Source organism: Enterobacter sp. BIDMC 26, from assembly GCF_000534435.1.
GTDB lineage: Bacteria > Pseudomonadota > Gammaproteobacteria > Enterobacterales > Enterobacteriaceae > Enterobacter > Enterobacter ludwigii.
Genome location: NZ_KI973182.1, coordinates 2,006,723 through 2,031,730, shown reverse-complemented (window position 1 = coordinate 2,031,730; position 25,008 = coordinate 2,006,723). Strand labels below are relative to the sequence as shown.

At 55.0% G+C, this 25,008-nt stretch carries 24 protein-coding genes; 14 read left to right on the top strand and 10 right to left on the bottom strand.

Features of this window, described 5'->3' with window-relative positions; all coding sequences use genetic code 11:
- Nucleotides 1-119: 119 nt before the first annotated feature.
- Together L462_RS13755 and L462_RS13760 are read left to right on the top strand one after the other, a co-directional pair.
- The gene (locus L462_RS13755; protein ID WP_025203842.1) at nt 120-1,703 is read left to right on the top strand and encodes an MFS transporter; all 1,584 of its coding nucleotides are present in this window, start codon (nt 120-122) and stop codon (nt 1,701-1,703) included.
- 4 nt (nt 1,704-1,707) lie between these two features.
- On the top strand, nt 1,708-2,847 hold the full coding sequence (locus L462_RS13760) for a beta-galactosidase BglB (protein ID WP_032678435.1): 1,140 nt from the start codon (nt 1,708-1,710) through the stop codon (nt 2,845-2,847).
- A gap of 34 nt (nt 2,848-2,881) precedes the next feature.
- On the opposite strand, the gene argS is transcribed toward L462_RS13760, so the two are convergent.
- Nucleotides 2,882-4,615 (bottom strand): arginine--tRNA ligase, encoded by a 1,734-nt coding sequence (gene argS / locus L462_RS13765; RefSeq protein ID WP_032678434.1) that lies wholly within the window; start codon nt 4,613-4,615, stop codon nt 2,882-2,884.
- 239 nt (nt 4,616-4,854) lie between these two features.
- Here argS and L462_RS13770 point away from each other — a divergent pair, with 239 nt between their 5' ends.
- On the top strand, nt 4,855-5,415 hold the full coding sequence (locus L462_RS13770) for a VOC family protein (protein ID WP_014170652.1): 561 nt from the start codon (nt 4,855-4,857) through the stop codon (nt 5,413-5,415).
- A gap of 76 nt (nt 5,416-5,491) precedes the next feature.
- Entirely contained in the window at nt 5,492-6,235 is a 744-nt protein-coding gene (gene cutC / locus L462_RS13775) for a copper homeostasis protein CutC (protein WP_032678433.1), read from the top strand.
- 184 nt (nt 6,236-6,419) lie between these two features.
- On the opposite strand, the gene cmoB is transcribed toward cutC, so the two are convergent.
- From cmoB to L462_RS13800, 5 genes are read right to left on the bottom strand one after another with little or no spacing between them, the layout of a single operon-like run.
- Complete coding sequence (cmoB, locus tag L462_RS13780) at nt 6,420-7,391, bottom strand: tRNA 5-methoxyuridine(34)/uridine 5-oxyacetic acid(34) synthase CmoB (protein WP_020883389.1); 972 nt, start codon at nt 7,389-7,391, stop codon at nt 6,420-6,422.
- Nucleotides 7,388-8,131, bottom strand: coding sequence for a carboxy-S-adenosyl-L-methionine synthase CmoA (cmoA, locus tag L462_RS13785; RefSeq protein WP_032678432.1), 744 nt, complete (start codon nt 8,129-8,131; stop codon nt 7,388-7,390). The genes cmoB and cmoA overlap by 4 nt, the downstream gene beginning before the upstream one ends.
- Before the next feature lie 40 nt (nt 8,132-8,171).
- The gene (locus L462_RS13790) at nt 8,172-8,567 is read right to left on the bottom strand and encodes an MAPEG family protein (protein WP_020883391.1); all 396 of its coding nucleotides are present in this window, start codon (nt 8,565-8,567) and stop codon (nt 8,172-8,174) included.
- A gap of 51 nt (nt 8,568-8,618) precedes the next feature.
- Complete coding sequence (locus L462_RS13795) at nt 8,619-9,437, bottom strand: DUF72 domain-containing protein (protein ID WP_020883392.1); 819 nt, start codon at nt 9,435-9,437, stop codon at nt 8,619-8,621.
- Entirely contained in the window at nt 9,434-10,000 is a 567-nt protein-coding gene (locus tag L462_RS13800) for a hydrolase (RefSeq protein WP_032678431.1), read from the bottom strand. The genes L462_RS13795 and L462_RS13800 overlap by 4 nt, the downstream gene beginning before the upstream one ends.
- Before the next feature lie 264 nt (nt 10,001-10,264).
- Between L462_RS13800 and aspS the strand changes: the two genes are divergently transcribed.
- From aspS to ruvB, 6 genes are all read left to right on the top strand, one after another.
- Complete coding sequence (gene aspS, locus L462_RS13805; protein WP_032678430.1) at nt 10,265-12,052, top strand: aspartate--tRNA ligase; 1,788 nt, start codon at nt 10,265-10,267, stop codon at nt 12,050-12,052.
- 1 nt (nt 12,053) lies between these two features.
- Nucleotides 12,054-12,497, top strand: a complete 444-nt coding sequence (gene nudB / locus L462_RS13810) for a dihydroneopterin triphosphate diphosphatase (protein ID WP_014170644.1) — start codon at nt 12,054-12,056, stop codon at nt 12,495-12,497.
- A 27-nt stretch (nt 12,498-12,524) separates the two neighbouring features.
- Nucleotides 12,525-13,265: a YebC/PmpR family DNA-binding transcriptional regulator gene (locus L462_RS13815; RefSeq protein ID WP_014170643.1), complete on the top strand. Its 741-nt coding sequence runs from the start codon at nt 12,525-12,527 to the stop codon at nt 13,263-13,265.
- Nucleotides 13,266-13,299: 34 nt separating this feature from the next.
- Nucleotides 13,300-13,821: a crossover junction endodeoxyribonuclease RuvC gene (gene ruvC, locus L462_RS13820; protein WP_025203848.1), complete on the top strand. Its 522-nt coding sequence runs from the start codon at nt 13,300-13,302 to the stop codon at nt 13,819-13,821.
- 80 nt (nt 13,822-13,901) lie between these two features.
- Nucleotides 13,902-14,513: a Holliday junction branch migration protein RuvA gene (ruvA, locus tag L462_RS13825; protein ID WP_020883395.1), complete on the top strand. Its 612-nt coding sequence runs from the start codon at nt 13,902-13,904 to the stop codon at nt 14,511-14,513.
- An 8-nt stretch (nt 14,514-14,521) separates the two neighbouring features.
- Nucleotides 14,522-15,532, top strand: coding sequence for a Holliday junction branch migration DNA helicase RuvB (gene ruvB, locus L462_RS13830; protein WP_014170640.1), 1,011 nt, complete (start codon nt 14,522-14,524; stop codon nt 15,530-15,532).
- A 39-nt stretch (nt 15,533-15,571) separates the two neighbouring features.
- Here ruvB and znuB read toward each other — a convergent pair whose 3' ends face one another.
- The gene (znuB, locus tag L462_RS13835) at nt 15,572-16,357 is read right to left on the bottom strand and encodes a zinc ABC transporter permease subunit ZnuB (RefSeq protein WP_014170639.1); all 786 of its coding nucleotides are present in this window, start codon (nt 16,355-16,357) and stop codon (nt 15,572-15,574) included.
- Entirely contained in the window at nt 16,354-17,109 is a 756-nt protein-coding gene (gene znuC / locus L462_RS13840) for a zinc ABC transporter ATP-binding protein ZnuC (protein WP_020883396.1), read from the bottom strand. Before znuC ends, znuB begins: the two co-directional genes overlap by 4 nt.
- A 77-nt stretch (nt 17,110-17,186) precedes the next feature.
- Between znuC and znuA the strand changes: the two genes are divergently transcribed.
- From znuA to lpxM, 3 genes are all read left to right on the top strand, one after another.
- Nucleotides 17,187-18,131 (top strand): zinc ABC transporter substrate-binding protein ZnuA, encoded by a 945-nt coding sequence (gene znuA, locus L462_RS0123550; RefSeq protein ID WP_032679708.1) that lies wholly within the window; start codon nt 17,187-17,189, stop codon nt 18,129-18,131.
- 15 nt (nt 18,132-18,146) lie between these two features.
- Nucleotides 18,147-19,466, top strand: a complete 1,320-nt coding sequence (gene mepM, locus L462_RS13845) for a murein DD-endopeptidase MepM (RefSeq protein ID WP_014170636.1) — start codon at nt 18,147-18,149, stop codon at nt 19,464-19,466.
- A gap of 119 nt (nt 19,467-19,585) precedes the next feature.
- Nucleotides 19,586-20,557, top strand: a complete 972-nt coding sequence (lpxM, locus tag L462_RS13850; RefSeq protein WP_032678429.1) for a lauroyl-Kdo(2)-lipid IV(A) myristoyltransferase — start codon at nt 19,586-19,588, stop codon at nt 20,555-20,557.
- Between the two features lie 55 nt (nt 20,558-20,612).
- Here lpxM and pyk read toward each other — a convergent pair whose 3' ends face one another.
- Together pyk and L462_RS13860 are read right to left on the bottom strand one after the other, a co-directional pair.
- Entirely contained in the window at nt 20,613-22,055 is a 1,443-nt protein-coding gene (gene pyk / locus L462_RS13855; protein ID WP_020883399.1) for a pyruvate kinase, read from the bottom strand.
- A gap of 124 nt (nt 22,056-22,179) precedes the next feature.
- The gene (locus L462_RS13860) at nt 22,180-23,049 is read right to left on the bottom strand and encodes a MurR/RpiR family transcriptional regulator (RefSeq protein WP_025203851.1); all 870 of its coding nucleotides are present in this window, start codon (nt 23,047-23,049) and stop codon (nt 22,180-22,182) included.
- Between the two features lie 357 nt (nt 23,050-23,406).
- Here L462_RS13860 and zwf point away from each other — a divergent pair, with 357 nt between their 5' ends.
- Complete coding sequence (zwf, locus tag L462_RS13865; protein WP_020883401.1) at nt 23,407-24,882, top strand: glucose-6-phosphate dehydrogenase; 1,476 nt, start codon at nt 23,407-23,409, stop codon at nt 24,880-24,882.
- Nucleotides 24,883-25,008: the final 126 nt, after the last annotated feature.

Here is a 25,008-nt window from a genome sequence, read left to right as displayed (position 1 = left end):
GGTGATGGCAAAAACAGAAAGGTATCACCAGGTCGATACTCTTACTGTAGCCGTGTAATAACTCCCGGATCAGATTTTGCTTACAGGGAGTCTCCCAAAACTGAGTAGGGTTGACGGCAATGAAAACACGAAAAATTGGACTCGCAAATTATCTTGCTTACGGGTCAGGCGATTTCCTCGGGGCGGGAACCACCGCCCTGACGGCGGCCTGGCTTTTGTATTTTTATACAACGTTCTGTGGACTCTCCCCGATTGAAGCAACCTTCATCTTTGCTGCCGCAAGGGTACTGGATGCCGTCGTCAGCCCTTTGATGGGCTTTTTGACCGATAACTTTGGCACGACCTGGCTCGGCAAGCGCTTCGGTCGGCGTAAGTTCTTTATTCTGCTGGGGATCCCGTGCGTATTCAGCTACTCCCTGATGTGGGTGGGGGAGATGAGTTTCTGGTATTACCTGCTGACCTATCTGGTGTTCGATATCGTCTACACCATGATTCTGGTGCCGTACGAAACGCTGGTGCCGGAAATGACCGATGACTTTAAACAGAAAACCCGCTTCTCAGGTGCCCGTATCTCGATGGCGCAAATGTCTGCCATCCTGGCTTCATTCCTGCCGGGGATCCTGCTCACGCATTTCGGCAAAGACAACGCGGTCTCCTTTTTCTATGCAAGCCTGGTCTTCTCCGTGCTGTGCGCGCTGATGCTGATGCTCGTCTGGTTCTTCACCTGGGAGCGACCGCGAGAAGAGTGGAGCGAAGCCGCCCTGCGTGCCGAAGAGGAGAAGAAGAAACTGTCGCTCGGGCAGAGCCTCAACCGCCTGTTTGTGGAGTTGAGCTCTACGCTGCGCGTGAGAATTTTTCGTCAGCATCTGGGGATGTACCTTGGCGGGTATATCGCCCAGGACGTCTTTAATGCCGTGTTTACCTACTACGTGGTTTTCGTGCTGATGCAGGAAGCATCCATGGCCTCCAGCCTGCTGGGCACGATGGCCATCTTCCAGTTTATTGCGGTTATCGCCATGATCCCGCTGTGCATTCGTTTCGGACCCGCGCCGTCCTATCGGATGGTCGTGGTGCTGTTTGGCCTGGCATCGCTTTCCTACGCCGTGCTGTATTACGCGGGCCTGAGTGATATCTACTCTCTGTTATTGCTGGTCTCTGCAGTTGCCGGTCTGGGACGCGGTGGGATCAACTATGTACCGTGGAATACCTACACCTACATTGCTGATGTCGATGAAGTGATCACCGGCCAGCGCCGCGAAGGGATTTTCGCCGGCATCATGACGCTGACCCGTAAAGCCTCGCAGGCAGGGGCGGTAATGCTGGTGGGTATTGTGATGCAGATGTCCGGCTTTGTCAGCGGACAGAAGACCCAGCCCGCGGAAGTGAGCCACACCATTCTGCTGATCCTGAGCGTGGGAACGCTTCTGGTGCTGTTCTGCGGCTTCCTGGTCTCGCTGCGATTCAAACTCAATTTGCACACCCACACCACGTTGCGTGAAGAGACCGCCAAAATGCGCGCGTCTGGCCGCGCCATTCCTGAGAGTGCGACACCAGAAGCCCGCGCCACCGTGGAGATGCTGGCCGGTATGCCTTATGCGTCGCTGTGGGGCAATAACAACATCGGTTATCTGAATCGTAATAAGCCTGCGGCACCTTCGCTGAAGGGGCGCGCGGTACTGAATTCGACATACAACAGAGGTTAAGATAATGAAAGTTTGGCCGGTCAAACACAGTCCACTCCTGCGTCAGCCTGCGCATTTCATCGCCCGGGACGAGCTGAAATCGCTGATTGAAAAGGTGACGCATAACCTCGTTAATATCCACGATACAACAGGTGAGTTTTTACTGCGCCTGGACGACGGGCGGGTCATTGACACCAAAGGATGGGCAGGCTGGGAGTGGACCCACGGCGTGGGGTTATACGGTATCTGGCAGTATTACTGCCAGACGGGCGACGAAGCGATGCGTGACATCATTGACCGCTGGTTTGCCGATCGTTTCAGGGAAGGGGCGACCACCAAAAACGTGAATACCATGTCACCGTTCCTGACGCTGGCTTATCGTTACGAAGAGACCAGAAACCCGGCCTGGCTGCCGTGGCTGGAAAGTTGGGCGGAGTGGGCCATGAATGAGATGCCGCGCACCGACCATGGCGGCATGCAGCACATCACCCTGGCGGAAGAGAATTCTCAGCAGATGTGGGATGACACGCTGATGATGACGGTTCTGCCGCTGGCGAAAATCGGCAAACTCCTTAATAAACCGGAGTACGTTGAAGAGGCGGTGTATCAGTTTCTGCTGCACGTGCAAAACCTGATGGATCGCGAAACCGGCCTGTGGTTCCACGGCTGGAATTACGAAGGCCACCATAACTTTGCGAAGGCACGCTGGGCACGAGGCAACAGCTGGCTGACCATCGTGATCCCGGATTTCCTTGAACTGGTGGATTTGCCTGAACATAACGCCGTTCGTCGCTACCTTGTGCAGGTGCTGAACGCGCAGATTGCGGCCCTCGCCAAATGTCAGGACGATAGCGGCCTGTGGCATACGCTGCTCGACGATCCGCATTCCTACCTTGAGGCGTCAGCCACGGCAGGCTTTGCCTACGGTATTCTGAAAGCGGTGCGTAAACGCTATGTCGGCGCGGAATATGCTGCGGTGGCGGAGAAAGCGATTCGCGGCATTGTGGAAAATATCTCGCCGGAAGGGGAGTTACTGCAGACGTCGTTCGGTACGGGGATGGGCAGCGATCTGGCGTTCTATCGCCAGATCCCACTCACGTCGATGCCCTATGGACAGGCCATGGCAATCCTGTGTTTAACGGAATACCTGCGCAAATATTTTTGAACATAAAAAACCCGGCGATGGCCGGGTTTGTTTATTACATGCGCTCTACGGTTTCGATACCCAGGGTATCCAGACCCAGCTTCAGGGTCTTCGCCGTCAGCTGAGCCAGCTTCAGGCGGCTGTTGCGGACCGCTTCGCTTTCCGCAGACAGGATAGGGCAGTGTTCGTAGAAACCGGAGAACAGACCCGCCAGATCGTACAGGTAAGAGCACATCACGTGCGGGGTACCGTCACGTGCGACAACGGCCAGCGTCTCTTCAAACTGCAGCAGACGTGCCGCCAGCTGGGCTTCGCGATCTTCGGAAATGATCACCTCAGCATTGGCCAGCGCGCTTTCATCGATATTGGCTTTACGGAACACGGAGAGCACGCGGGTGTAGGCATACTGCATATACGGCGCAGTATTACCTTCAAAGGCCAGCATGTTATCCCAGTCGAAGATATAGTCGGTGGTACGGTTCTTGGAGAGATCCGCGTACTTCACTGCACCGATACCCACGGCGTTGGCGAGTTTTTCCAGCTCATCGGCAGGCATATCCGGATTCTTCTCGGCCACCAGACGGCGGGCGCGTTCCAGCGCTTCGTCCAGCAGGTCGGACAGCTTCACGGTACCGCCCGCACGGGTTTTGAACGGCTTACCGTCTTTACCCAGCATCATGCCGAACATATGGTGTTCAAGCGGCACGGAATCCGGCACGTAGCCTGCTTTGCGCACGATAGTCCACGCCTGCATCAGGTGCTGGTGCTGACGGGAGTCGATGTAGTACAGCACGCGATCCGCATGCAGCGTTTCGTAACGGTATTTCGCACAGGCGATATCGGTGGTGGTGTAGAGATAGCCGCCATCCTTTTTCTGGATGATCACGCCCATCGGTTCACCTTCCTTGTTTTTATACTCATCAAGGAACACGACCGTAGCGCCTTCGCTCTCAACCGCCAGGTTTTTGGCCTTCAGGTCAGCCACAATGCCAGGCAGCATCGGGTTATAGAGGCTTTCACCCATCACATCGTCACGGGTCAGGGTGACGTTCAGACGGTTATAGGTGAGCTGGTTCTGGGACATGGTGATGTCAACCAGTTTGCGCCACATCTCGAGGAAGTACGGGTCGCCGCCCTGCAGTTTTACCACGTAACTGCGCGCGCGCTCGGCAAAAGCGTCGTCTTCGTCGTAGTGTTTTTTAGCTTCGCGGTAGAACCCTTCCAGGTCTGCCAGGGCCATCTCACCCGCATTTTCCTGCTGCTGTTTTTCCAGGTAAGCAATCAGCATCCCGAACTGGGTACCCCAGTCGCCCACGTGGTTCGCGCGGATCACTTTGTGACCGAGGAATTCCAGGGTACGCACGGCCGCGTCACCGATAATGGTGGAACGCAGGTGCCCGACGTGCATCTCTTTCGCCACGTTTGGCGCTGAGTAGTCAATCACCACGGTCTGCGCTTCTGGCTGGGAGACACCCAGACGGTCAGATTTCAGCGCCGCGTCAACGTGGCGTGCCAGGAATGCAGGCTCAAGGAAGATGTTGATAAATCCAGGGCCGGCGATTTCAGTTTTGCTGGCAATACCGGTGAGATCCAGATGAGTCAGCACCTGCTCAGCGAGTTGTCGCGGCGGCATACCCAGTTTTTTAGCCACTGCCATCACGCCATTAGCCTGATAGTCGCCAAACTGTACTTTTGCTGACTGACGAACCTGCGGTTCGCAATCCGCAGGCGCACCTGCGGCAATCAGTGCCTGACTGACTTTTTCGGAGAGAAGAGCCTGAATATTCACCTGGATACCTTACATTTTTGATGCGGGCAAATAACCGCCCGCGCCAGTTAAAGAATTTAGGGCGGGAGTATACTGCAAATGCCTTCTGGCGTCAGCATTGCGGGGGCCGAAGATTGCTCAGAATCCAGGCTAAGAAAGCATGCATAAACATGCAGTCGTAAAAACCGCTATTCAGAGGTTGGTCGAAAGAGGGCAACAGAGTAAATTAGCGGCTTTGCGACACGATAAGAGACTGACGTATGGCGAACTGGCACTCCATTGACGAACTGCATGATATTTCCGCAGATTTACCGCGCTTCACCCAGGCGTTCACAGAACTTGCCACCCGCCTTGGTCTGGATATTGCGCCGCTTGAGGCCGATCACATCTCCTTGCGCTGCCATCAGAACGCAACCGCCGAGCGCTGGCGTCGCGGGTTTGAACAGTGTGGCGAGTTACTCTCAGAGAACATCATCAACGGTCGCCCCATCTGCCTGTTCAAACTGCATGAACCGGTGTGCGTGGCTCACTGGCAGTTCAGTGTGGTTGAATTGCCCTGGCCGGGTGAGAAACGCTATCCGCATGAAGGCTGGGAGCATATCGAAATTGTCCTGCCGGGTGAGCCCGAAACGCTGAATGCTCGTGCACTGGCGCTGTTGTCTGACGAGGGCCTGAGCAAGCCTGGCATTTTTGTGAAAACAAGTTCCCCGAAAGGCGAACGTGAGCGTCTGCCTAATCCTACTCTGGCCGTCACTGACGGACAGGTTACCGTGAAGTTCCATCCCTGGACGATTGAACAGATTGTTGCCAGCGAAGCATAAGATGTGACCGTACGCTGAGACCGGGCGTAGCCTGCGTGTCATGATGGTGCGTTAAGTGGATATTAAGGAGGATGTTATGGCGCTGCTGGAGATTTGTTGTTACAGCGTGGAGTGTGCCGTCACCGCGCAACAGCACGGGGCAGACCGCATTGAACTGTGCGCCGCACCCAAAGAGGGTGGATTAACGCCTTCATACGGGATGCTGAAGTCTGCCCGTCAGGCTGTCACCCTTCCGGTACACCCGATTATTCGTCCTCGCGGCGGCGATTTCTGTTACACGCCGGGCGAGTTCAGTGCCATGCTTGAAGATATCACTCTCGTTGGCGATCTGGGATTCCCCGGCCTGGTTATTGGGTTGCTTGATGAAGACGGCAATGTCGATCTGCCGCGCATGCGTCAGGCCATGAACGCGGCAAAAGGGATGGCGGTCACTTTTCATCGCGCGTTTGATATGTGTAAAGATCCTCTGCAATCCTTTGATATTCTTGCTGAACTTGGCGTGGCGCGGGTCCTGACATCGGGTCAGCAGTCCTCTGCTGAAAAAGGACTGCAATTAATTACGGAACTAAAAGCACATTCCGGTGTTCCAATAATAATGGCGGGTGCGGGAGTGCGTGCCAGCAATATGGAACTGTTTTTAAACGCCGGGGTAGAGGAGCTTCACAGCTCTGCGGGCAAATGGATGCCATCGCCCATGCGTTATCGCAACACAGGGTTGTCAATGTCGACGGATGCTGAAGCGGATGAGTACTCACGCTACGGTGTAGAGGGAGCGTCGGTTGCGGTAATGAAATCGATGATTGAACGTCATCACGTGTAGCAACGTACCGATTTTTACCGCGCATCATGTCGCCCAATATGATGCTTGCTTGTACCAGGCCCCTGCAATTTCAACAGGGGCCTTTTTTTATGCCCCCTCACCCTAACCCTCTCCCCAAAGAGGAGAGGGGACAGTACGGTGCGGTCTTTTCTCCCTCGCCCTTTGGGAATAGGACCGGGGGAATCTACGGTTTCGTCGCGATCAACACCGCGCGCATTGGCGCAGGATACCCTTCGACAGTCTTGCTGTGGTCTGCCGGATCGAGGAATTCCGCCAGCGATTCGGTGATCATCCAGTCGGTGCGACGCTGTTCTTCAGTTGACGTTACGCAAACATCGGCAATACGGACATCCACAAAACCGCACTTCTCCAGCCAGTTTTTCAGCGCCGGCGCGGAAGGGATAAAGTAAACGTTCCGCATCTGCGCATAGCGATCGCCCGGCACCAGAACGGTATTCTCATCACCCTCTACCACCAGCGTTTCCAGCACCAGCTCGCCGCCGCTGACCAGCTGATCTTTCAGCTGCCACAGATGTTCGAGTGGGGAGCGGCGGTGGTACAGGACACCCATCGAAAACACGGTGTCAAACGCCTTCAGGGCAGGGAGCTGCTCAATACCCAACGGCAGCAGGTGCGCGCGCTGGTCGTTACCCAGCAATTTACGCACCGCTTCAAACTGGCACAGGAACAGCTGCATAGGGTCAATCCCCACCGCCAGATGCGCCCCTGCGCCAATCATGCGCCACATGTGGTAACCGCTGCCGCAGCCAACATCCAGAATGGTTCGCCCGGTCAGGTCGGAAAGGTGAGGCAGCACGCGATCCCATTTCCAGTCAGAACGCCATTCAGTATTAATGTTAACGCCGTAGAGTGAGAACGGACCTTTGCGCCACGGCATCAGGTTACGCATCAGCGTTTCAATGCGGTTTATCTGCCCGGGCGGAAGCGGCGTTTCGCTTTGCGCGGTAACGCTGTGGAGCAGATCCAGACGGTGCGGGGTCAGTTCCGGCAGAAACTCCACCGCGTTGGACCACTGCTTTAACAGACCATGCTGCTGATCCCGCTGCCAGGCAGCAATTTGTGCAGGCAGTGTCTCCAGCCAGTGGGAGAGGTGGTTTTTGGCAATCAGCTGATAGAAATTACTGAACTCGATCATGCGATGTCCCCACCTTTCAGCGCCACCAGCGAGCCGAAGTTGAAGCACTGGAACCACAGTTCGCTGTGCTCGAAGCCTGCCTGACGCAGGCGTGCTTTATGGGTTTCGACGGAGTCCGTCAGCATCACGTTTTCGAGCATGCTACGTTTCTGGCTAATTTCCAGTTCGCTATAGCCGTTGGCCCGTTTGAAGTCGTGGTGCATATTGAACAGCAGCTCACCCACTTCGGCATCTTCAAAGCTGAATTTCTCGGACAGCACCAGCGTGCCACCGGGTTTCAGGCCTTTATAAATTTTGTCCAGCAACAGCTGACGGTCTTCAGGCACCAGGAACTGCAGAGTAAAATTCAGAACTACCAGCGACGCGTTATTGATGTCGATATCACGGATATCACCTTCCACAACCTCGACTGGCGTCGGGGCTTTATACGCGTCGATGTGGCGACGGCAGCGTTCCACCATGGCCGGGGAGTTATCGACGGCAATGATTTTGCAGCCTTCATGGTGAACGTTACGACGAACAGACAGCGTTGCCGCGCCGAGCGAGCAGCCCAGATCATATACCTGCGTGCCGGGTTGAACGAAACGCTCAGCCAGCATGCCGATCATAGAGATGATATTAGAATAACCGGGAACAGAGCGCTGGATCATATCCGGGAAGACTTCGGCTACCCGTTCATCGAAGGTCCAGTCGCCCAGGCTGGCGATAGGCGCGGAAAAAAGCGTGTCGCGATCTGACATAACGTAAAAATCCGGGAAAAATAAAGTGGCGTATTGTGCGCTAATGGAAGGAGAAAACCAACTCCCACGGCATATACCAAAGGTTAGCCAGCACCATCAGCAAAAGCGAACACCAGGTCGCGCTCATGCCGGAACGACGCCAGCGGAACAAGCGGTGGTGAAAGCCGTAATAATGCATTAACCGGCCGGCAATCAGAAGCAGGCCGCAGACGTGCACCATCCAGGTTTCCGCGCCGTTCATTTCCATAAACAGCAGCAAAATTAACGCAACGGGGATGTACTCAACCGCGTTACCGTGAATGCGGATAGCGCTTTGTAACTCAGAAAAACCACCGTCACCGTAAGAAACACGGTACTGCATTCGCAGGCGCACAACATCAAATGAAAACTTAATCAGCAGTAATGCACCTAACACCGCATACAGCGCGCTGACCATACTAACTCCCTGTTTTTGGCAGATGGCACCTTCCTATGATAGGGGCTGATATCAGAAAAGAGAAGATTGTTGTGGGATAGAAGGGGCGCTGCCTACAGACGGAACCGCAGCCTGCAAGGCCTGCCAGAGAACATCGACCAGTTCGGGGGCGTGAGCGATATCCGGCGTATGGAGAAAGAGATACGGCGTGGTGGTTTGCTCCCATTTTGCTAATTTTTGCAGCCAGACGGCGAACATCTCCTGGTTTTGCTGCATATTATCGCTGCCGATAAACCTGACCATCGGGTTTTGCGCGGTGACCACGGCGTGAACAGGCACTCTGGGCTTTTTACGCTGGGCATCAATGATGGCCTCGTTATGCGGGATGGCGCTGTGCACGGGACGGCTGTCGAGAATCACCCGGTTCACCCCGCGCGCATGTAAGCCACGGTTAAGCGCCGTTTCAGCCTCTCCCTTGGCAAAAAACGCCGCATGTCTCACCTCAACGCCGTAGGTAAAGTCCTTGGGCAGGGTATCAAGGAACTGCCATAGCGCAGGCAGGTCACGTGGGCTAAAGGTGGCCGGAAGTTGCAACCAGTACTGACCGATGCGGTTCGCCAGCGGCGACATCCGGCCAAAGAACTCGTCGGTCAAATCACCGCAGTTTCGCAGCGCAGCGGTGTGGGAGATCGTCGCCGGAAACTTGAAGCAGAAGCGGAAATCATCGGTCGTCTGGTCGCGCCAGCGCTCAACAATCTCTGCTCTGGGTAGCGCGTAGAGGGTGGTATTGCCCTCGACGCAGTTGAAATGACGGGCATATTCTTCAAGGCTGGTAATACCCAGGCGCACCCATTTCGGGTGCGACCACTGGGGCAGGCCAAGGTAGATCATAGGGCGCTTATAATGTCGTCCGTGCTACGCACGCGGCCAATGCGCGGGAAGATGTGGGTCATACTGCCCTGGTGCTGCTCCGCAGACGCTGCGCTGCATGCATCTTCAGCAATCACCAGGTTAAAGCCTAGTTCCCAGGCGTTTCGGGCGGTGGATTCCACGCCAATGTTGGTGGAGATCCCACAGAGAATCAGGGTGTCGATACCGCGCCGACGCAGCTGCAGCTCAAGATCGGTGCCGTAGAATGCGCCCCACTGGCGTTTGGTCACTTCGATATCGCTGTCCCGTTTGCCGAGCGAAACCGGATAGGTCCACCAGTTTTCAGGTAGTGAATGTGCTGCAACCTGAGCATCGACAGGCTGTTTTAAGGCCTCAGCGAAATCCGCTGACCAGCCAACGCGCACCATGATCACAGGGGCACCGCTGGCACGGCATTTTTCTGCCAGACGCGCGGCGCGGCTGACAACATCTTCGGCGCTGTGCGGGCCTCCGGCAAACGGCAGGATCCCTTCCTGTAAATCAATCACCACAAGCGCGGTTTTGCGGGCATTAAGTGTTAACATGGTAACTCCAGTGAAATGAGTCGCTTCCGCTACACCTTACGACGTAATGACCTGTTATCGGTCGGATAATTTTGTTAATTTTTGTGAGAATACGCAATAAGCGCGCAGCAAACGACCGTCTGGCCGTGGTTCGCTCTTATCGTCTGGCGGAATTTCCAGTATAATAGCCGCCTTTTTTCATCCAGTTGTGACATACAGAAAGCTGCGACATAGTAGCCTGCATTCCAGGCGACATTTAGCCTGCGGCTAATTAAGGGATATCTCATGCGTACAGAATATTGCGGGCAGTTGCGTCAGTCCCACGTTGGACAGCAGGTAACCCTGTGTGGTTGGGTCAATCGTCGTCGTGATCTTGGGAGCCTTATCTTCATCGATATGCGCGACCGCGAAGGTATCGTTCAGGTGTTCTTCGACCCAGATCGCGCAGATGCGTTGAAGCTGGCTTCTGAGCTGCGTAATGAGTTCTGCATTCAGGTCACCGGCACCGTACGTGCGCGTGACGAGAAAAACGTTAACGCAGACATGGCGACCGGCGCAATTGAAGTGCTGGCGTCGGATCTGGTTATCATCAACCGTGCTGAAGCGCTGCCGCTGGACTCCAACCACGTCAACACTGAAGAAGCGCGTTTGAAATACCGCTATCTGGACCTGCGTCGTCCGGAAATGGCTCAGCGCCTGAAAACCCGTGCGAAAATCACCAGCCTGGTGCGTCGCTTTATGGATGACCACGGTTTCCTCGACATCGAAACCCCGATGCTGACCAAAGCCACGCCGGAAGGCGCGCGCGATTACCTGGTTCCATCCCGTGTACACAAAGGCAAATTCTACGCGCTGCCACAGTCTCCTCAGCTGTTCAAACAGCTGCTGATGATGTCCGGCTTCGATCGCTACTATCAGATTGTAAAATGCTTCCGCGACGAAGACCTGCGTGCTGACCGTCAGCCAGAATTTACCCAGATCGATGTGGAAACCTCCTTCATGACGGCCGAGCAGGTGCGTGAAGTGATGGAAGCCCTGGTGCGCAGTCTGTGGAATGACGTGAAAGGCGTGGAACTGGGTGATTTCCCCATCATGACCTTCGCTGAAGCTGAACGTCGCTACGGCTCTGACAAACCAGACCTGCGTAACCCGATGGAGCTGGTGGACGTTGCAGACCTGGTGAAATCCGTTGAGTTCGCGGTATTTGCCGGCCCGGCTAACGATCCAAAAGGTCGCGTGGCTGCCCTGCGTGTACCGGGCGGTGCGGCGCTGAGCCGTAAGCAGATTGACGATTACGGCAACTTCATCAAGATCTACGGCGCGAAAGGTCTGGCCTATATTAAAGTGACCGAACGTGCGAAAGGTCTGGAAGGCATTACCAGCCCGGTGGCGAAATTCCTGAACGCGGAAATCGTGGAAGCGATCCTCGAGCGCACCGGCGCACAGGATGGCGACATGATCTTCTTTGGCGCAGACAACAAGAAAATCGTTGCTGACGCAATGGGCGCGCTGCGCCTGAAGCTGGGTAAAGACCTGAGCCTGACGGACGAGAGCAAATGGGCTCCGCTGTGGGTAATCGACTTCCCAATGTTCGAAGACGACGGTGAAGGCGGCCTGACCGCAATGCACCACCCGTTCACCTCGCCAAAAGACATGACGGCGGCAGAGCTTAAAGCGGCACCGGAAGATGCGGTAGCAAACGCGTATGACATGGTTATCAACGGCTACGAAGTGGGTGGCGGTTCCGTGCGTATTCACAGCGGCGAAATGCAGCAAACCGTGTTTGGTATTCTGGGAATCAACGAGCACGAACAGCGCGAGAAATTCGGCTTCCTGTTGGACGCCCTGAAATACGGTACGCCGCCACACGCGGGTCTGGCATTCGGTCTTGACCGTTTGACCATGCTGCTGACCGGCACCGACAACATTCGTGATGTTATCGCCTTCCCGAAAACCACGGCTGCGGCCTGTCTGATGACGGAAGCCCCAAGCTTTGCCAACCCGGCCGCGCTGGCTGAGTTGGGCATTCAGGTGCTTCCGAAAGCTTCAAAAGAGATTTCGGAGAACGAATAATATGCAGTATAAGCGTCCCGTTTCGGTTCTGGTTGTCATTTATGCAGAAGATACGAAACGGGTGCTGATGTTGCAGCGGCGCGATGACCCTGATTTCTGGCAGTCGGTTACCGGCAGCCTGGAAGAGGGGGAGACCGCGTCGCAGGCCGCCGCGCGCGAAGTAAAGGAAGAGGTCACCATTGACGTTGCTTGCGAGCAACTGACCCTGAAGGACTGTCAGCGCACGGTGGAGTTTGAAATTTTTAGCCATTTACGTCATCGCTATGCGCCGGGTATTGAGCGCAATACGGAATCGTGGTTCTGTCTCGCGCTCCCCCATGAACGGGAGATCGTGTTTACCGAACACCTGACCTACCGCTGGGTGGATGCGGCGGATGCCGCTGCACTGACCAAATCGTGGAGCAACCGGCAGGCGATTGAAGAATTTGTAATTAACGTAGCCTGAAAAGGCGCGCTCTTTGAGGAAATTTTTATGGCAGGTCATAGTAAGTGGGCCAACACCAAACACCGCAAAGCGGCACAGGATGCCAAGCGCGGTAAGATCTTCACCAAAATTATTCGTGAGCTGGTTACAGCGGCACGTCTGGGCGGCGGCGATGCGGCGTCTAACCCGCGTCTGCGCGCGGCAGTGGATAAAGCCCTGTCCAACAACATGACGCGTGACACCCTGAACCGTGCTATCGCACGTGGCGTAGGCGGTGATGAAGACGCGAACATGGAAACCATCATTTATGAAGGTTACGGTCCTGGCGGTACGGCGGTGATGGTTGAATGTCTGTCCGACAACCGTAACCGTACCGTAGCGGAAGTGCGTCATGCCTTCAGCAAATGCGGTGGTAACCTGGGCACTGACGGCTCCGTGGCCTATCTGTTCAGCAAAAAAGGCGTCATCTCCTTCGAGAAAGGCGACGAAGATGTAATCATGGAAGCGGCGCTGGAAGCCGGTGCAGAAGACGTTGTGACCTATGATGATGGCGCAATCGACGTCTACACCGCGTGGGAAGAGATGGGCGCGGTACGTGACGCGCTGGAAGCGGCGGGTCTGAAAGCAGACAATGCTGAAGTCTCCATGATCCCGTCAACCAAAGCGGACATGGATGCGGAAACGGCACCTAAACTGCTGCGTCTGATCGACATGCTCGAAGACTGCGACGACGTGCAGGAAGTGTATCATAACGGTGAAATCTCTGATGAGGTTGCAGCGACTCTCTGATGAGAGCGTATAAACCGTTTACGGGAGACGCGTGATGTCTATTATCCTCGGGATTGACCCCGGCTCGCGCGTCACCGGTTATGGCGTCATCCGGCAGGTAGGGCGCCAGTTAACCTACCTTGGCAGCGGCTGTATTCGGACCAAAGTGGACGATCTGCCGTCGCGCCTGAAGCTAATCTATGCTGGCGTGTCGGAGATCATCACCCAGTTTCAGCCCGACTTTTTTGCCATCGAGCAGGTCTTTATGGCGAAAAACGCTGATTCAGCGTTAAAACTGGGTCAGGCACGGGGCGTCGCCATTGTTGCGGCAGTGAATCAGGATCTTCCGGTGTTCGAATACGCAGCCAGACAGGTCAAACAGACCGTCGTGGGGATTGGTAGCGCGGAGAAAAGTCAGGTGCAGCATATGGTGCGCACGCTCCTGAAGCTTCCCGCGAACCCGCAGGCAGACGCCGCCGATGCGCTGGCGATAGCCATTACCCACTGTCATATAAGCCAGAACGCGGTTCAGATGAGCGAATCGCGGCTTAATCTGGCGCGAGGCAGGTTACGATAATGACAAATCAGGCTGGATGTTTATCCAGCCTTTTTTTATTATGTCGGCAGTTAATTTCTTCCAGAACGCAGGAGCGTCACGTGATAGGCAGACTCAGAGGCATCATCATTGAAAAACAACCCCCGTTAGTGCTGCTGGAAGTCGGTGGCGTGGGCTATGAAGTCCATATGCCGATGACCTGCTTCTATGAGTTGCCGGACGCGGGCAAAGAGGCGATTGTCTTTACCCAGTTTGTGGTGCGTGAAGATGCCCAGTTGCTGTATGGCTTCAATAACAAACAGGAACGGATGCTGTTTCGCGAGCTGATCAAAACCAACGGCGTCGGGCCGAAGCTGGCGCTGGCTATTTTGTCCGGCATGTCCGCTCCACAGTTCGTCAATGCCGTTGAACGCGAAGATCCTGCTGCGCTGATTAAACTCCCGGGTATCGGCAAGAAAACCGCGGAGCGTTTGATTGTCGAGATGAAAGACCGCTTTAAAGGTCTGCATGGCGATCTGTTTACGCCAGCCGCTGATCTGGTGCTTACCTCGCCGGGCGCGCAAGCCTCTGACGATGCTGAACAGGAAGCGGTTGCTGCGCTGGTGGCGCTGGGATATAAACCTCAGGAGGCCAGCCGGATGGTGAGCAAAATTGCCAAACCGGATGCCAGCAGTGAAACCCTGATTCGTGAAGCGCTACGCGCGGCATTGTGAGGTAAAGGATGATTGAAGCAGATCGCCTGGTATCGGCAGGCACCCTTCAGGCAGAAGACGTGGTGGATCGCGCCATCCGCCCGAAACTGCTTGATGAGTATATTGGCCAGCCGCAGGTTCGTTCTCAGATGGAGATCTTCATTCAGGCGGCAAAACTGCGCGGCGATGCACTCGATCACCTGCTGATTTTTGGCCCTCCCGGTCTGGGGAAAACCACGCTGGCGAACATTGTCGCCAATGAAATGGGCGTTAACCTGCGCACAACTTCTGGCCCGGTGCTGGAAAAAGCGGGCGATCTGGCGGCAATGTTGACCAACCTTGAACCGCATGACGTGCTGTTTATCGATGAGATCCACCGTCTGTCGCCGGTTGTGGAAGAGGTGCTCTATCCGGCGATGGAAGATTACCAGCTGGACATCATGATCGGTGAAGGTCCGGCAGCACGTTCCATCAAAATCGATCTGCCTCCGTTTACCCTGATTGGCGCGACGACGCGCGCCGGGTCATTGACCTCTCCGCTTCGCGATCGTTTTGGTATCGTTCAGCGTCTGGAGTTCTATCAGGTTGCGGATCTTCAGCATATCGTTGGCCGCAGTGCCCGCTATATGGGGCTGGAGATGAGCGAGGAAGGGGCGTTTGAGGTAGCGAAGCGCTCCCGGGGGACGCCGCGTATTGCGAACCGCCTGTTGCGTCGCGTACGTGACTTTTCCGAAGTAAAGCACGATGGCACGATCTCGGCTGAGATTGCAGCGCAGGCGCTGGATATGCTGAATGTGGATGCCGAAGGCTTTGACTACATGGACCGTAAGCTGTTGCTGGCGGTACTGGATAAGTTCTTTGGCGGTCCGGTCGGACTGGATAACCTGGCGGCAGCGATTGGTGAAGAGCGCGAGACAATTGAAGATGTGCTTGAGCCGTATCTGATCCAGCAGGGTTTCTTGCAACGTACCCCGCGCGGTCGTATGGCAACGGTGCGGGCGTGGAACCATTTTGGTATTACCCCGCCAGCGATGCCGTAGCAGAGGTCCCCTCTCCCGGGTGGGAGAGGGGAGAGGCGATCAGCTTGCAGGCTTCTTCATCATACTGAAGATAAACAGCAGCGCCGCACACAGCACCACAGACGGGCCGGCAGGGGTATCGTAGAACGCAGAGAAGGTTAACCCTCCCGTTACCGCAATCATCCCGATGATAACCGCGACACCGGCCATTTGCTCCGGCGTACGGGCAAAACGACGCGCAGTGGCCGCGGGGATAATCAGCAGGGAAGTGATGATCAGCGCGCCGACGAATTTCATCGCCACACCAATCGTTAACGCCGTCACCAGCATCAGCAACAGCTTCACGCGCTGCAGCTTCACGCCGTCGACAAACGCCAGATCCGGGCTGACGGTCATCGCCAGCAAATTACGCCACTGCCAGAGCAGAATACCCAGCACGACCACCACACCAGCGGCGATGGAGATCAGATCTTCAGGCGTCACGGCCAGCAGGTCACCGAACAGGTAGGCCATCAGATCAACACGAATGTTCGACATCAGGCTCACGACCACCAGACCCAGCGACAGGGCGCTGTGGGCCATAATACCAAGCAGCGTATCGATGGCGAGGTGAGGGCGCTTTTCCAGCCATACCAGCCCTGCGGCCAGCAGCAGCGTAACCACAATCACCGCGTAGAAGGGATTCACGTCCAGTAACAGGCCAAAGGCAACGCCCAGCAGAGACGCGTGTGCCAGCGTATCGCCAAAATAGGACATTCTGCGCCACACCACAAACGAGCCCAGCGGGCCCGCGGCGCAGGCAAGCATAATCCCGGCCAGCCAGCCGGGCAGTAACAGTTCAATCATGAGTGTCCATTTCCCCGACGCAGGACAATTCGTCCCTGTAAATCATGGCGGTGATTGTGATGATGGCGATAAATTCCCAGTTGCTCAGCGCCGCGAGGGCCGAACATGGAGATGAATTCAGGGTGCATTGACACCACTTCCGGCGTGCCGGAACAGCAGATGTGATGGTTAAGGCACAGCACTTCGTCGGTCTTGGCCATCACCAGATGGAGATCGTGGGAAACCATCAGCACCGCACAGTTGAGTTCGCGGCGTAGCTGGTCGATTAAATCGTAAAGTGCGACCTGACCATTGACGTCCACACCCTGCGTCGGCTCATCCAGCACCAGAAGCTGTGGGCTGCTCAACAGGGCGCGGGCAAGCAATACGCGCTGGGTTTCACCCCCGGACAGTTTCTGCAGCGGGGCATCAATCAGATGGCCTGCCTGCACGCGTTTCAGCGCCGGAAGAATATCGGCTTTATGAGTCCCGGGGCGCAGACGCAGGAAGCGGCTAACCGTCAGCGGCAGCGTGGCGTCGAGGTGGAGTTTTTGCGGTACATAGCCGATGCGTAATTTTTCCTCACGGCGGATAATCCCTTCGTCAGGTGTTACCAGACCCAGCACCACGCGCACCAGGGTGGATTTCCCTGCGCCATTGGGGCCGAGCAGCGTCAGAATTTTGCCGGGTTTCAGATCCAGCGACACGTCAGAGAGGACGCGGCGTTGGCCAAATGAGACCGAAATATTGTCGAGAGAAACCAAAGTTGTCATGTCAATTTAAGCTTGCAGAAGTCAACGAATGTTATAATATCACATCCCACGCATTCATTACGATGATTAGTCGCATTATGTTACATAAAAATACGCTTCTTTTCGCAGCATTATCCGCTGCCCTTTGGGGTTCAACAGCACAAGATGTTAACGCTGCTGTTGTCGCTTCGCTTAAACCGCTCGGTTTCATTGCTTCCGCGATTGCAGATGGGGTCACTGACACCCAGGTTCTGCTCCCTGATGGGGCTTCCGAGCATGATTATTCCCTGCGTCCATCTGATGTAAAACGCTTACAAAACGCGGACTTAGTTCTATGGATTGGTCCAGAGATGGAAGCGTTTATGCAGAAGTCGGCAAAACAGGTACCGGGCGAAAAACAGGTCGCCATTGCCGAACTCCCGGGCGTGAAACCGTTGCTCATGAAAGGGGCTGACGACGACGGTGATGAACATGATGCCGGACACGCCGATGGCGAAAAAGGTGATGGGGATCACCATCATGGCGAGTACAACATGCACCTTTGGCTATCCCCAGAGATAGCGCGGCTTTCGGCGGTTGCAATCCATGACAAATTAGTGGAACTTATGCCGCAAAGTCGAGCCAAACTAGACGCCAACCTGAAGGATTTTGAGGCACAATTAGCCGCAACCGATAAGCAGGTGGGTAATGAGCTCGCACCGTTGAAAGGAAAAGGGTATTTCGTTTTTCATGACGCCTATGGCTATTACGAGAAACACTACGGCCTGACCCCGCTGGGGCACTTTACCGTCAACCCTGAAATTCAACCTGGTGCGCAGCGTTTACATGAAATCAGAACACAGTTGGTTGAGCAGAAAGCGACATGCGTTTTTGCTGAGCCACAGTTCAGGCCAGTGGTCGTAGAAGCCGTGGCCAGGGGAACATCCGTGCGCATGGGAACCCTTGACCCGCTAGGAACGAATATCCAGTTGAGCAAAGCGAGCTATTCGCAGTTTCTCAGCCAACTGGCGAACCAGTATGCGAGCTGCCTGAAAGGAGATTAACGAGGAAGTGAATACGTGCAACAGATAGCCCGCTCTGTCGCCCTGGCATTTAACAATCTGCCTCGACCCCATCGCGTTATGCTGGGGTCTCTTACAGTTCTCACGTTAGCGGTCGCCGTCTGGCGGCCCTATGTTTACCATCCGAGTTCTGCCCCAATCATCAAAACCATCGAGCTTGAGAAGAGCGAGATCCGCTCTCTCCTCCCTGAGGCCAGTGAACCTATCGACCAGGCGGCTCAGGAAGATGAAGCCATCCCGCAGGATGAGCTGGACGATAAAACCGAGAATGAAGCGGGGATCCACGAATATGTCGTTTCGACGGGTGATACGTTAAGCAGCGTTCTGAACCAGTACGGTATCGACATGGGAAACATCAGCCAGCTGGCTGCGGCTGATAAAGATCTTCGTAACCTGAAAATTGGTCAACAGCTCTCCTGGACGTTAACCGCTGATGGCGATCTGCAACGCCTGACCTGGGAGATGTCCCGTCGCGAAACCCGCACCTACGATCGCACTGCAAACGGTTTCAAAATGACCAGTGAAATGCAGAAAGGCGACTGGGTGAACAGCGTGATGAAAGGGACCGTAGGCGCAAGCTTCGTCTCCAGCGCGCGCGATGCGGGGCTGACCAGCGCCGAAATCAGCTCGGTAATTAAAGCCATGCAGTGGCAAATGGACTTCCGCAAACTGAAGAAAGGCGATGAATTCTCCGTTCTCATGTCCCGTGAAATGCTTGACGGCAAGCGTGAGCAGAGCCAACTGGTGGGCGTGCGTCTGCGCTCTGATGGCAAAGATTACTACGCCATTCGTGCTGAAGACGGTAAGTTCTACGACCGCAGCGGTACCGGGCTTGCGAAGGGCTTCCTGCGCTTCCCGACGGCTAAACAATTCCGTGTTTCATCCAACTTTAACCCGCGCCGTCTTAACCCGGTCACCGGGCGTGTTGCGCCGCACCGTGGCGTTGACTTTGCCATGCCGCAGGGGACACCTGTGCTGGCTGTGGGTGATGGCGAAGTGGTGATTGCAAAACGTAGCGGTGCAGCCGGGTATTATGTCGCGGTGCGTCATGGTCGTACCTACACCACCCGCTATATGCACCTGCGTAAGCTACTGGTTAAGCCGGGACAGAAAGTGAAACGTGGCGACCGTATCGCGCTCTCCGGGAATACCGGGCGCTCTACCGGGCCGCATTTGCACTATGAGGTATGGATTAACCAACAGGCAGTGAACCCGCTTACGGCGAAACTGCCGCGTACCGAAGGCCTGACAGGTAAAGATCGTTCCGATTACCTGGCGCAGGTGAAAGAGGTGATTCCGCAGCTGCGCTTTGATTAAGCCCTCTGTTTTGTGAAAAAGCCGGCCTCAGTATGTGCCGGCTTTTTGTTTTGTGCGCGAGCGGCTGCCTCGCTACACTATCTGAATGAAATTTTGCGTCACCAGACCCTGGAACCAGCATGGAAACCCAAAAAAACAATATTGAGTACATTCCTGAGTTTGAAAAATCTTTTCGCCACCCGCGCAACTGGAGTGCCTGGCTTGGCGTTTACGCATTTGCGGGGATTGCGATGTTACCTGCCTCAGTTCGCGATCCGGTACTGGGAAAAATAGGCCGCCTGGCGGGCCGGTTTGGTAAAAGTGCCCGTCGCCGTGCGCAGATTAACCTCCTGTACTGTTTCCCGGAGAAGAGTGACGCTGAGCGTGAAGCGCTGATTGACGACATGTACACGACCGCGCCGCAGGCCATGGCGATGATGGCCGAACTGGCGCTCAAAGGGCCGGAGAAAGTTCAGACGCGAGTTGACTGGAAAGGGCTGGAAATCATCGAAGAGATGCGCCGCAACAACGAGAAGGTGATCTTCCTCGTTCCTCACGGCTGGGGTGTGGATATTCCTGCGATGCTGATGGCATCACAGGGGCAGAAAATGGCGGCAATGTTCCATAACCAGGGCAATAAGATCTTTGATTACGTCTGGAACACCGTGCGTCGCCGTTTTGGTGGCCGTCTGCATGCGCGTAATGATGGCATCAAACCGTTTATACAGTCGGTGCGTCAGGGCTACTGGGGTTACTATCTGCCGGATCAGGACCACGGCCCCGAGCACAGTGAATTTGTGGATTTTTTCGCGACGTATAAAGCCACGTTGCCGGCGATTGGCCGTCTGATGAAAGTCTGCCGTGCGCGCGTCATTCCGCTGTTTCCGGTATACGACGGGAAAACCCATCGCCTGAGCATTGAAGTGCGTCCACCGATGGATGATTTACTGACGGCGGACGATCACACCATTGCACGCCGAATGAACGAAGAGGTCGAGATTCTGGTGGGACCGCATGCTGAGCAATACACGTGGATACTGAAGTTGCTCAAAACGCGTAAGCCCGGTGAAACAGAGCCGTACAAACGCAAAGAGCTTTTCCCGAAGAAATAAGCAGAAATAAAAAAAGCCCGCTCCGAAAAGAGCGGGCTTTTTAACAGGGGCGTGCTTACTCGACGGTCAATACGCGAGTGGTATTGGTCGAGCCGATGGTGCTCATCACGTCACCCTGAGTCACAATCACGATATCACCGGAGACCAGATAGCCTTTGTCGCGCAGCAGGTTCACGGCGTCGTGGGCAGCCGCGACACCGTCGTTGGTGCTGTCGAAGTGCACCGGCGTGACACCGCGATACAGCGCCGTCAGGTTCAGCGTACGCTCGTGGCGAGACATGGCGAAGATGGGCAGACCGGAGCTGATACGGGAGGTCATCAGCGCGGTACGGCCAGATTCAGTCATGGTGATAATCGCCGTTACGCCTTTCAGGTGGTTAGCGGCGTACATGGCAGACATCGCAATCGCTTCTTCCACGTTGTCGAACTGCACGTCCAGACGGTGTTTAGAGACGTTGATGCTTGGGATCTTTTCAGCACCCAGGCAAACGCGTGCCATCGCGGCTACGGTTTCAGCAGGGTACTGGCCGGCTGCGGTTTCTGCAGAAAGCATTACGGCATCGGTACCGTCCAGCACGGCGTTAGCCACGTCCATCACCTCTGCACGGGTCGGCATTGGGTTGGTGATCATGGATTCCATCATCTGGGTTGCGGTGATCACGGCGCGGTTAAGCTGACGTGCACGGCGGATCAGTGCTTTCTGGATCCCCACCAGCTCAGGGTCGCCAATTTCCACGCCCAGATCGCCACGGGCAACCATCACCACGTCAGACGCCAGAATCACGTCATCCATCGCGTCCTGATCGCAAACGGCTTCCGCACGTTCCACTTTAGCAACGATTTTGGCATCACAGCCCGCATCACGTGCCAGACGGCGCGCGTAGTTCAGGTCTTCGCCACAGCGCGGGAAGGAGACGGCCAGATAGTCAACGCCAATCAGCGCAGCGGTCACGATATCCGCTTTGTCTTTATCGGTCAGCGCTTCGGCTGAGAGGCCACCGCCAAGTTTGTTAATGCCTTTGTTGTTTGAGAGCGGGCCGCCGACGGTGACTTCGGTGAATACCTTCATCCCCTGAACTTCCAGCACTTTCAGCTGAACGCGACCGTCGTCGAGCAGCAGAATATCGCCAGGCACAACGTCAGCCGGCAGACCTTTATAGTCGATCCCAACTTTTTCTTTATCGCCTTCGCCTTTACCCAGGTTGGCATCGAGCAGGAATTTATCGCCGATATTGAGGAAGACTTTACCTTCTTTGAAGGTTGAAACACGAATTTTTGGACCCTGCAGGTCCCCGAGAATAGCAACATGACGGCCAAGTTTGGCCGCAATTTCACGCACTTTGTCGGCACGTAATTTATGGTCTTCTGGCGTACCGTGAGAGAAGTTCATACGCACCACGTTGGCACCCGCGGCGATAATTTTCTCGAGATTGTTATCGCGGTCAGTGGCCGGGCCTAAGGTGGTTACGATCTTGGTTCTGCGAAGCCTTCTGGACATGTGATACTCCGTTGACTGAAACAACTTTGGTGTTGCGTGAACATTAAATCGGCCTTCATCTGCTGCAAGGCAACAGAGAGAGGACCGAATGCCGTAAATCGTTACATCGTAGTTATTAAACTATTTAGGGAACATCGCTTTTCATAAGCAATTCTTTATCAAAACGCGATTCCTTAAGCGCTTCCTTGACACGCTTCAAGTTATCTCTGAATTTTGCGCCACGACGCAGGGTGAAACCGGTTGCCAGCACGTCAATCACCGTGAGCTGCGCCAGACGGGAGACCATCGGCATATACATGTCGGTGTCTTCCGGGACGTCAAGGGTGATGGCGAGCGTTGCTTCTCTTGCCAGCGGCGTGCCCGCCGTCGTGAGGGCAATAACCATGGCATCGTTTTCACGCGCCAGTTGCGCCAGCTCCACCTGGCTTTTGGTGCGCCCGGTGTGCGAAATGAGTACCACGACATCATCTTCACTGCAATTCATACAGCTCATGCGTTGCAGGACAATGTCATCGGAATAAATGACCGGGACGTTAAAGCGGAAGAATTTATTCATGGCGTCATGCGCCACGGCCGCCGACGAGCCGAGGCCAAAGAACGCAATGCGCTTGGCCTGGGTCAGTAAATCCACCGCGCGGTTCACGGAATTCATATCCAGGGACTGGCGAACGTGGTCCAGCGTAGCCATGGCCGACTCAAATATTTTTGCCGTATAGGCATCAACACTGTCGTCTTCATCCACATTGCGATTAACATAAGGCGTGCCGTTTGCCAGACTTTGTGCAAGATGCAGTTTAAAATCAGGAAAGCCGCGCGTTTCAAGGCTACGGCAGAAGCGGTTAACCGTCGGTTCGCTGACGCCTGCCTCCTGCGCCAGAGCGGCGATGCTTGAATGAATCGCCTGAGCAGGAGCAGCAAGAATGACTTCGGCCACTTTTCGCTCGGATTTGCTAAGGTGTTCCAGTTGGAACTGGATTTTTTCCAGCATGTTCATTGTTAACAGGGCGCTCATGGGTGGAAACGATTTCATTAATACATGAAATCATGATTCGATTTAGCCGATATTACCCCTGTGGCTTCCATAAAGGGTAACAGTCGACAAGATAATGTTGTTGTTTTTTTTCATTACTTGATCGGTGTCGGGTTTTGTTATGACCCTGTAGTTCAAAGAATCAACGCTTTTTGCGTGATTCCGCCACCACACGCGTCTGACGGCGAAAAAATCGCGGTATCGCACGCGAGGTTAAGTGCTAATGGTTTCGGGAATGACGTAAAAGCAGTACAGTGCAACGTAATAAAATTACAACGATACCTGGCAGAAGTACCAGGTGATCCAACTGAGGAGAATGACATGGCGGTAACGCAAACAGCCCAGGCATGTGACCTGGTCATTTTCGGCGCGAAAGGCGATCTTGCACGCCGGAAATTGCTGCCTTCCCTGTATCAACTGGAGAAAGCGGGCCAAATTCATCCGGATACGCGTATCCTGGGCGTTGGGCGCGCCGACTGGGACAAGGAAGCTTATACCAAGGTCGTACGCGAGGCGCTCGAAACTTTCATGAAGGAAAAGATTGATGAAAGTTTGTGGGATACCCTGAGCGGACGTCTTGATTTCTGTAACCTGGACGTGAACGACGTCAGCGCGTTTAACCGTTTAGGCGCGATGCTGGATCAGAAAAACCGTGTCACCATTAACTACTTCGCCATGCCGCCAAGCACTTTCGGTGCAATCTGCAAAGGCCTGGGCGAAGCGAAGCTGAACGCTAAACCGGCACGCGTGGTGATGGAGAAACCGCTGGGGACCTCTCTTTCAACCTCCCGCGAAATTAACGACCAGGTCGGCGAGTACTTCGAAGAGTGCCAGGTCTACCGTATCGACCACTATCTTGGTAAAGAGACGGTACTGAACCTGCTGGCGCTGCGTTTTGCCAACTCCCTGTTTGTGAATAACTGGGACAACCGTACCATCGACCATGTGGAAATTACCGTGGCCGAAGAGGTGGGGATTGAAGGCCGCTGGGGTTACTTTGACCAGGCCGGTCAGATGCGCGACATGATCCAGAACCACCTGCTGCAAATCCTTTGCATGATTGCCATGTCTCCACCGTCTGACCTGACGGCGGACAGCATCCGTGATGCTAAAGTGAAAGTGCTGAAGTCGCTGCGTCGCATCGATCGCTCAAACGTGCGTGAGAAAACGGTACGCGGTCAGTACACCGCAGGGTTTGCTCAGGGTAAAAAAGTGCCGGGCTACCTGGAAGAAGAGGGTGCCAACAAGGCGAGCAATACCGAGACGTTTGTGGCGATCCGCGTGGATATCGATGACTGGCGCTGGGCGGGTGTTCCGTTCTACCTGCGTACCGGTAAACGTCTGCCGACCAAATGCTCTGAAGTTGTCGTTTACTTCAAAAACCCTGAACTCAACCTGTTCAAAGAGTCCTGGCAAGAGCTGCCGCAGAACAAACTGACCATTCGTCTGCAGCCAGACGAAGGGGTGGACATCCAGATCCTGAACAAAGTGCCGGGCCTGGATCACAAACATAACCTGCAGACCACCAAGCTGGACCTGAGCTACTCCGAAACGTTCAATCAGACGCACCTTGCCGATGCTTACGAGCGTCTGCTGCTGGAAACCATGCGCGGTATCCAGGCGCTGTTCGTGCGTCGCGATGAAGTGGAAGAGGCGTGGAAATGGGTCGACTCCATCACCGAAGCCTGGGCTGCGGATCAGGATGCGCCGAAACCGTATCAGGCGGGCACCTGGGGGCCTGTCGCGTCCGTCGCGATGATCACCCGTGATGGCCGCTCCTGGAATGAGTTTGAGTAAAATAATCAGCTGCCTCTTAGGTGTTATTTTACCGGTAACATGATCTAACACAGCTCGTGGCACAATTTATAAACTTTTAAGCTCCGCGTGGATTCACCCGCGGAGCTTTTTTTATTACACTGCCGG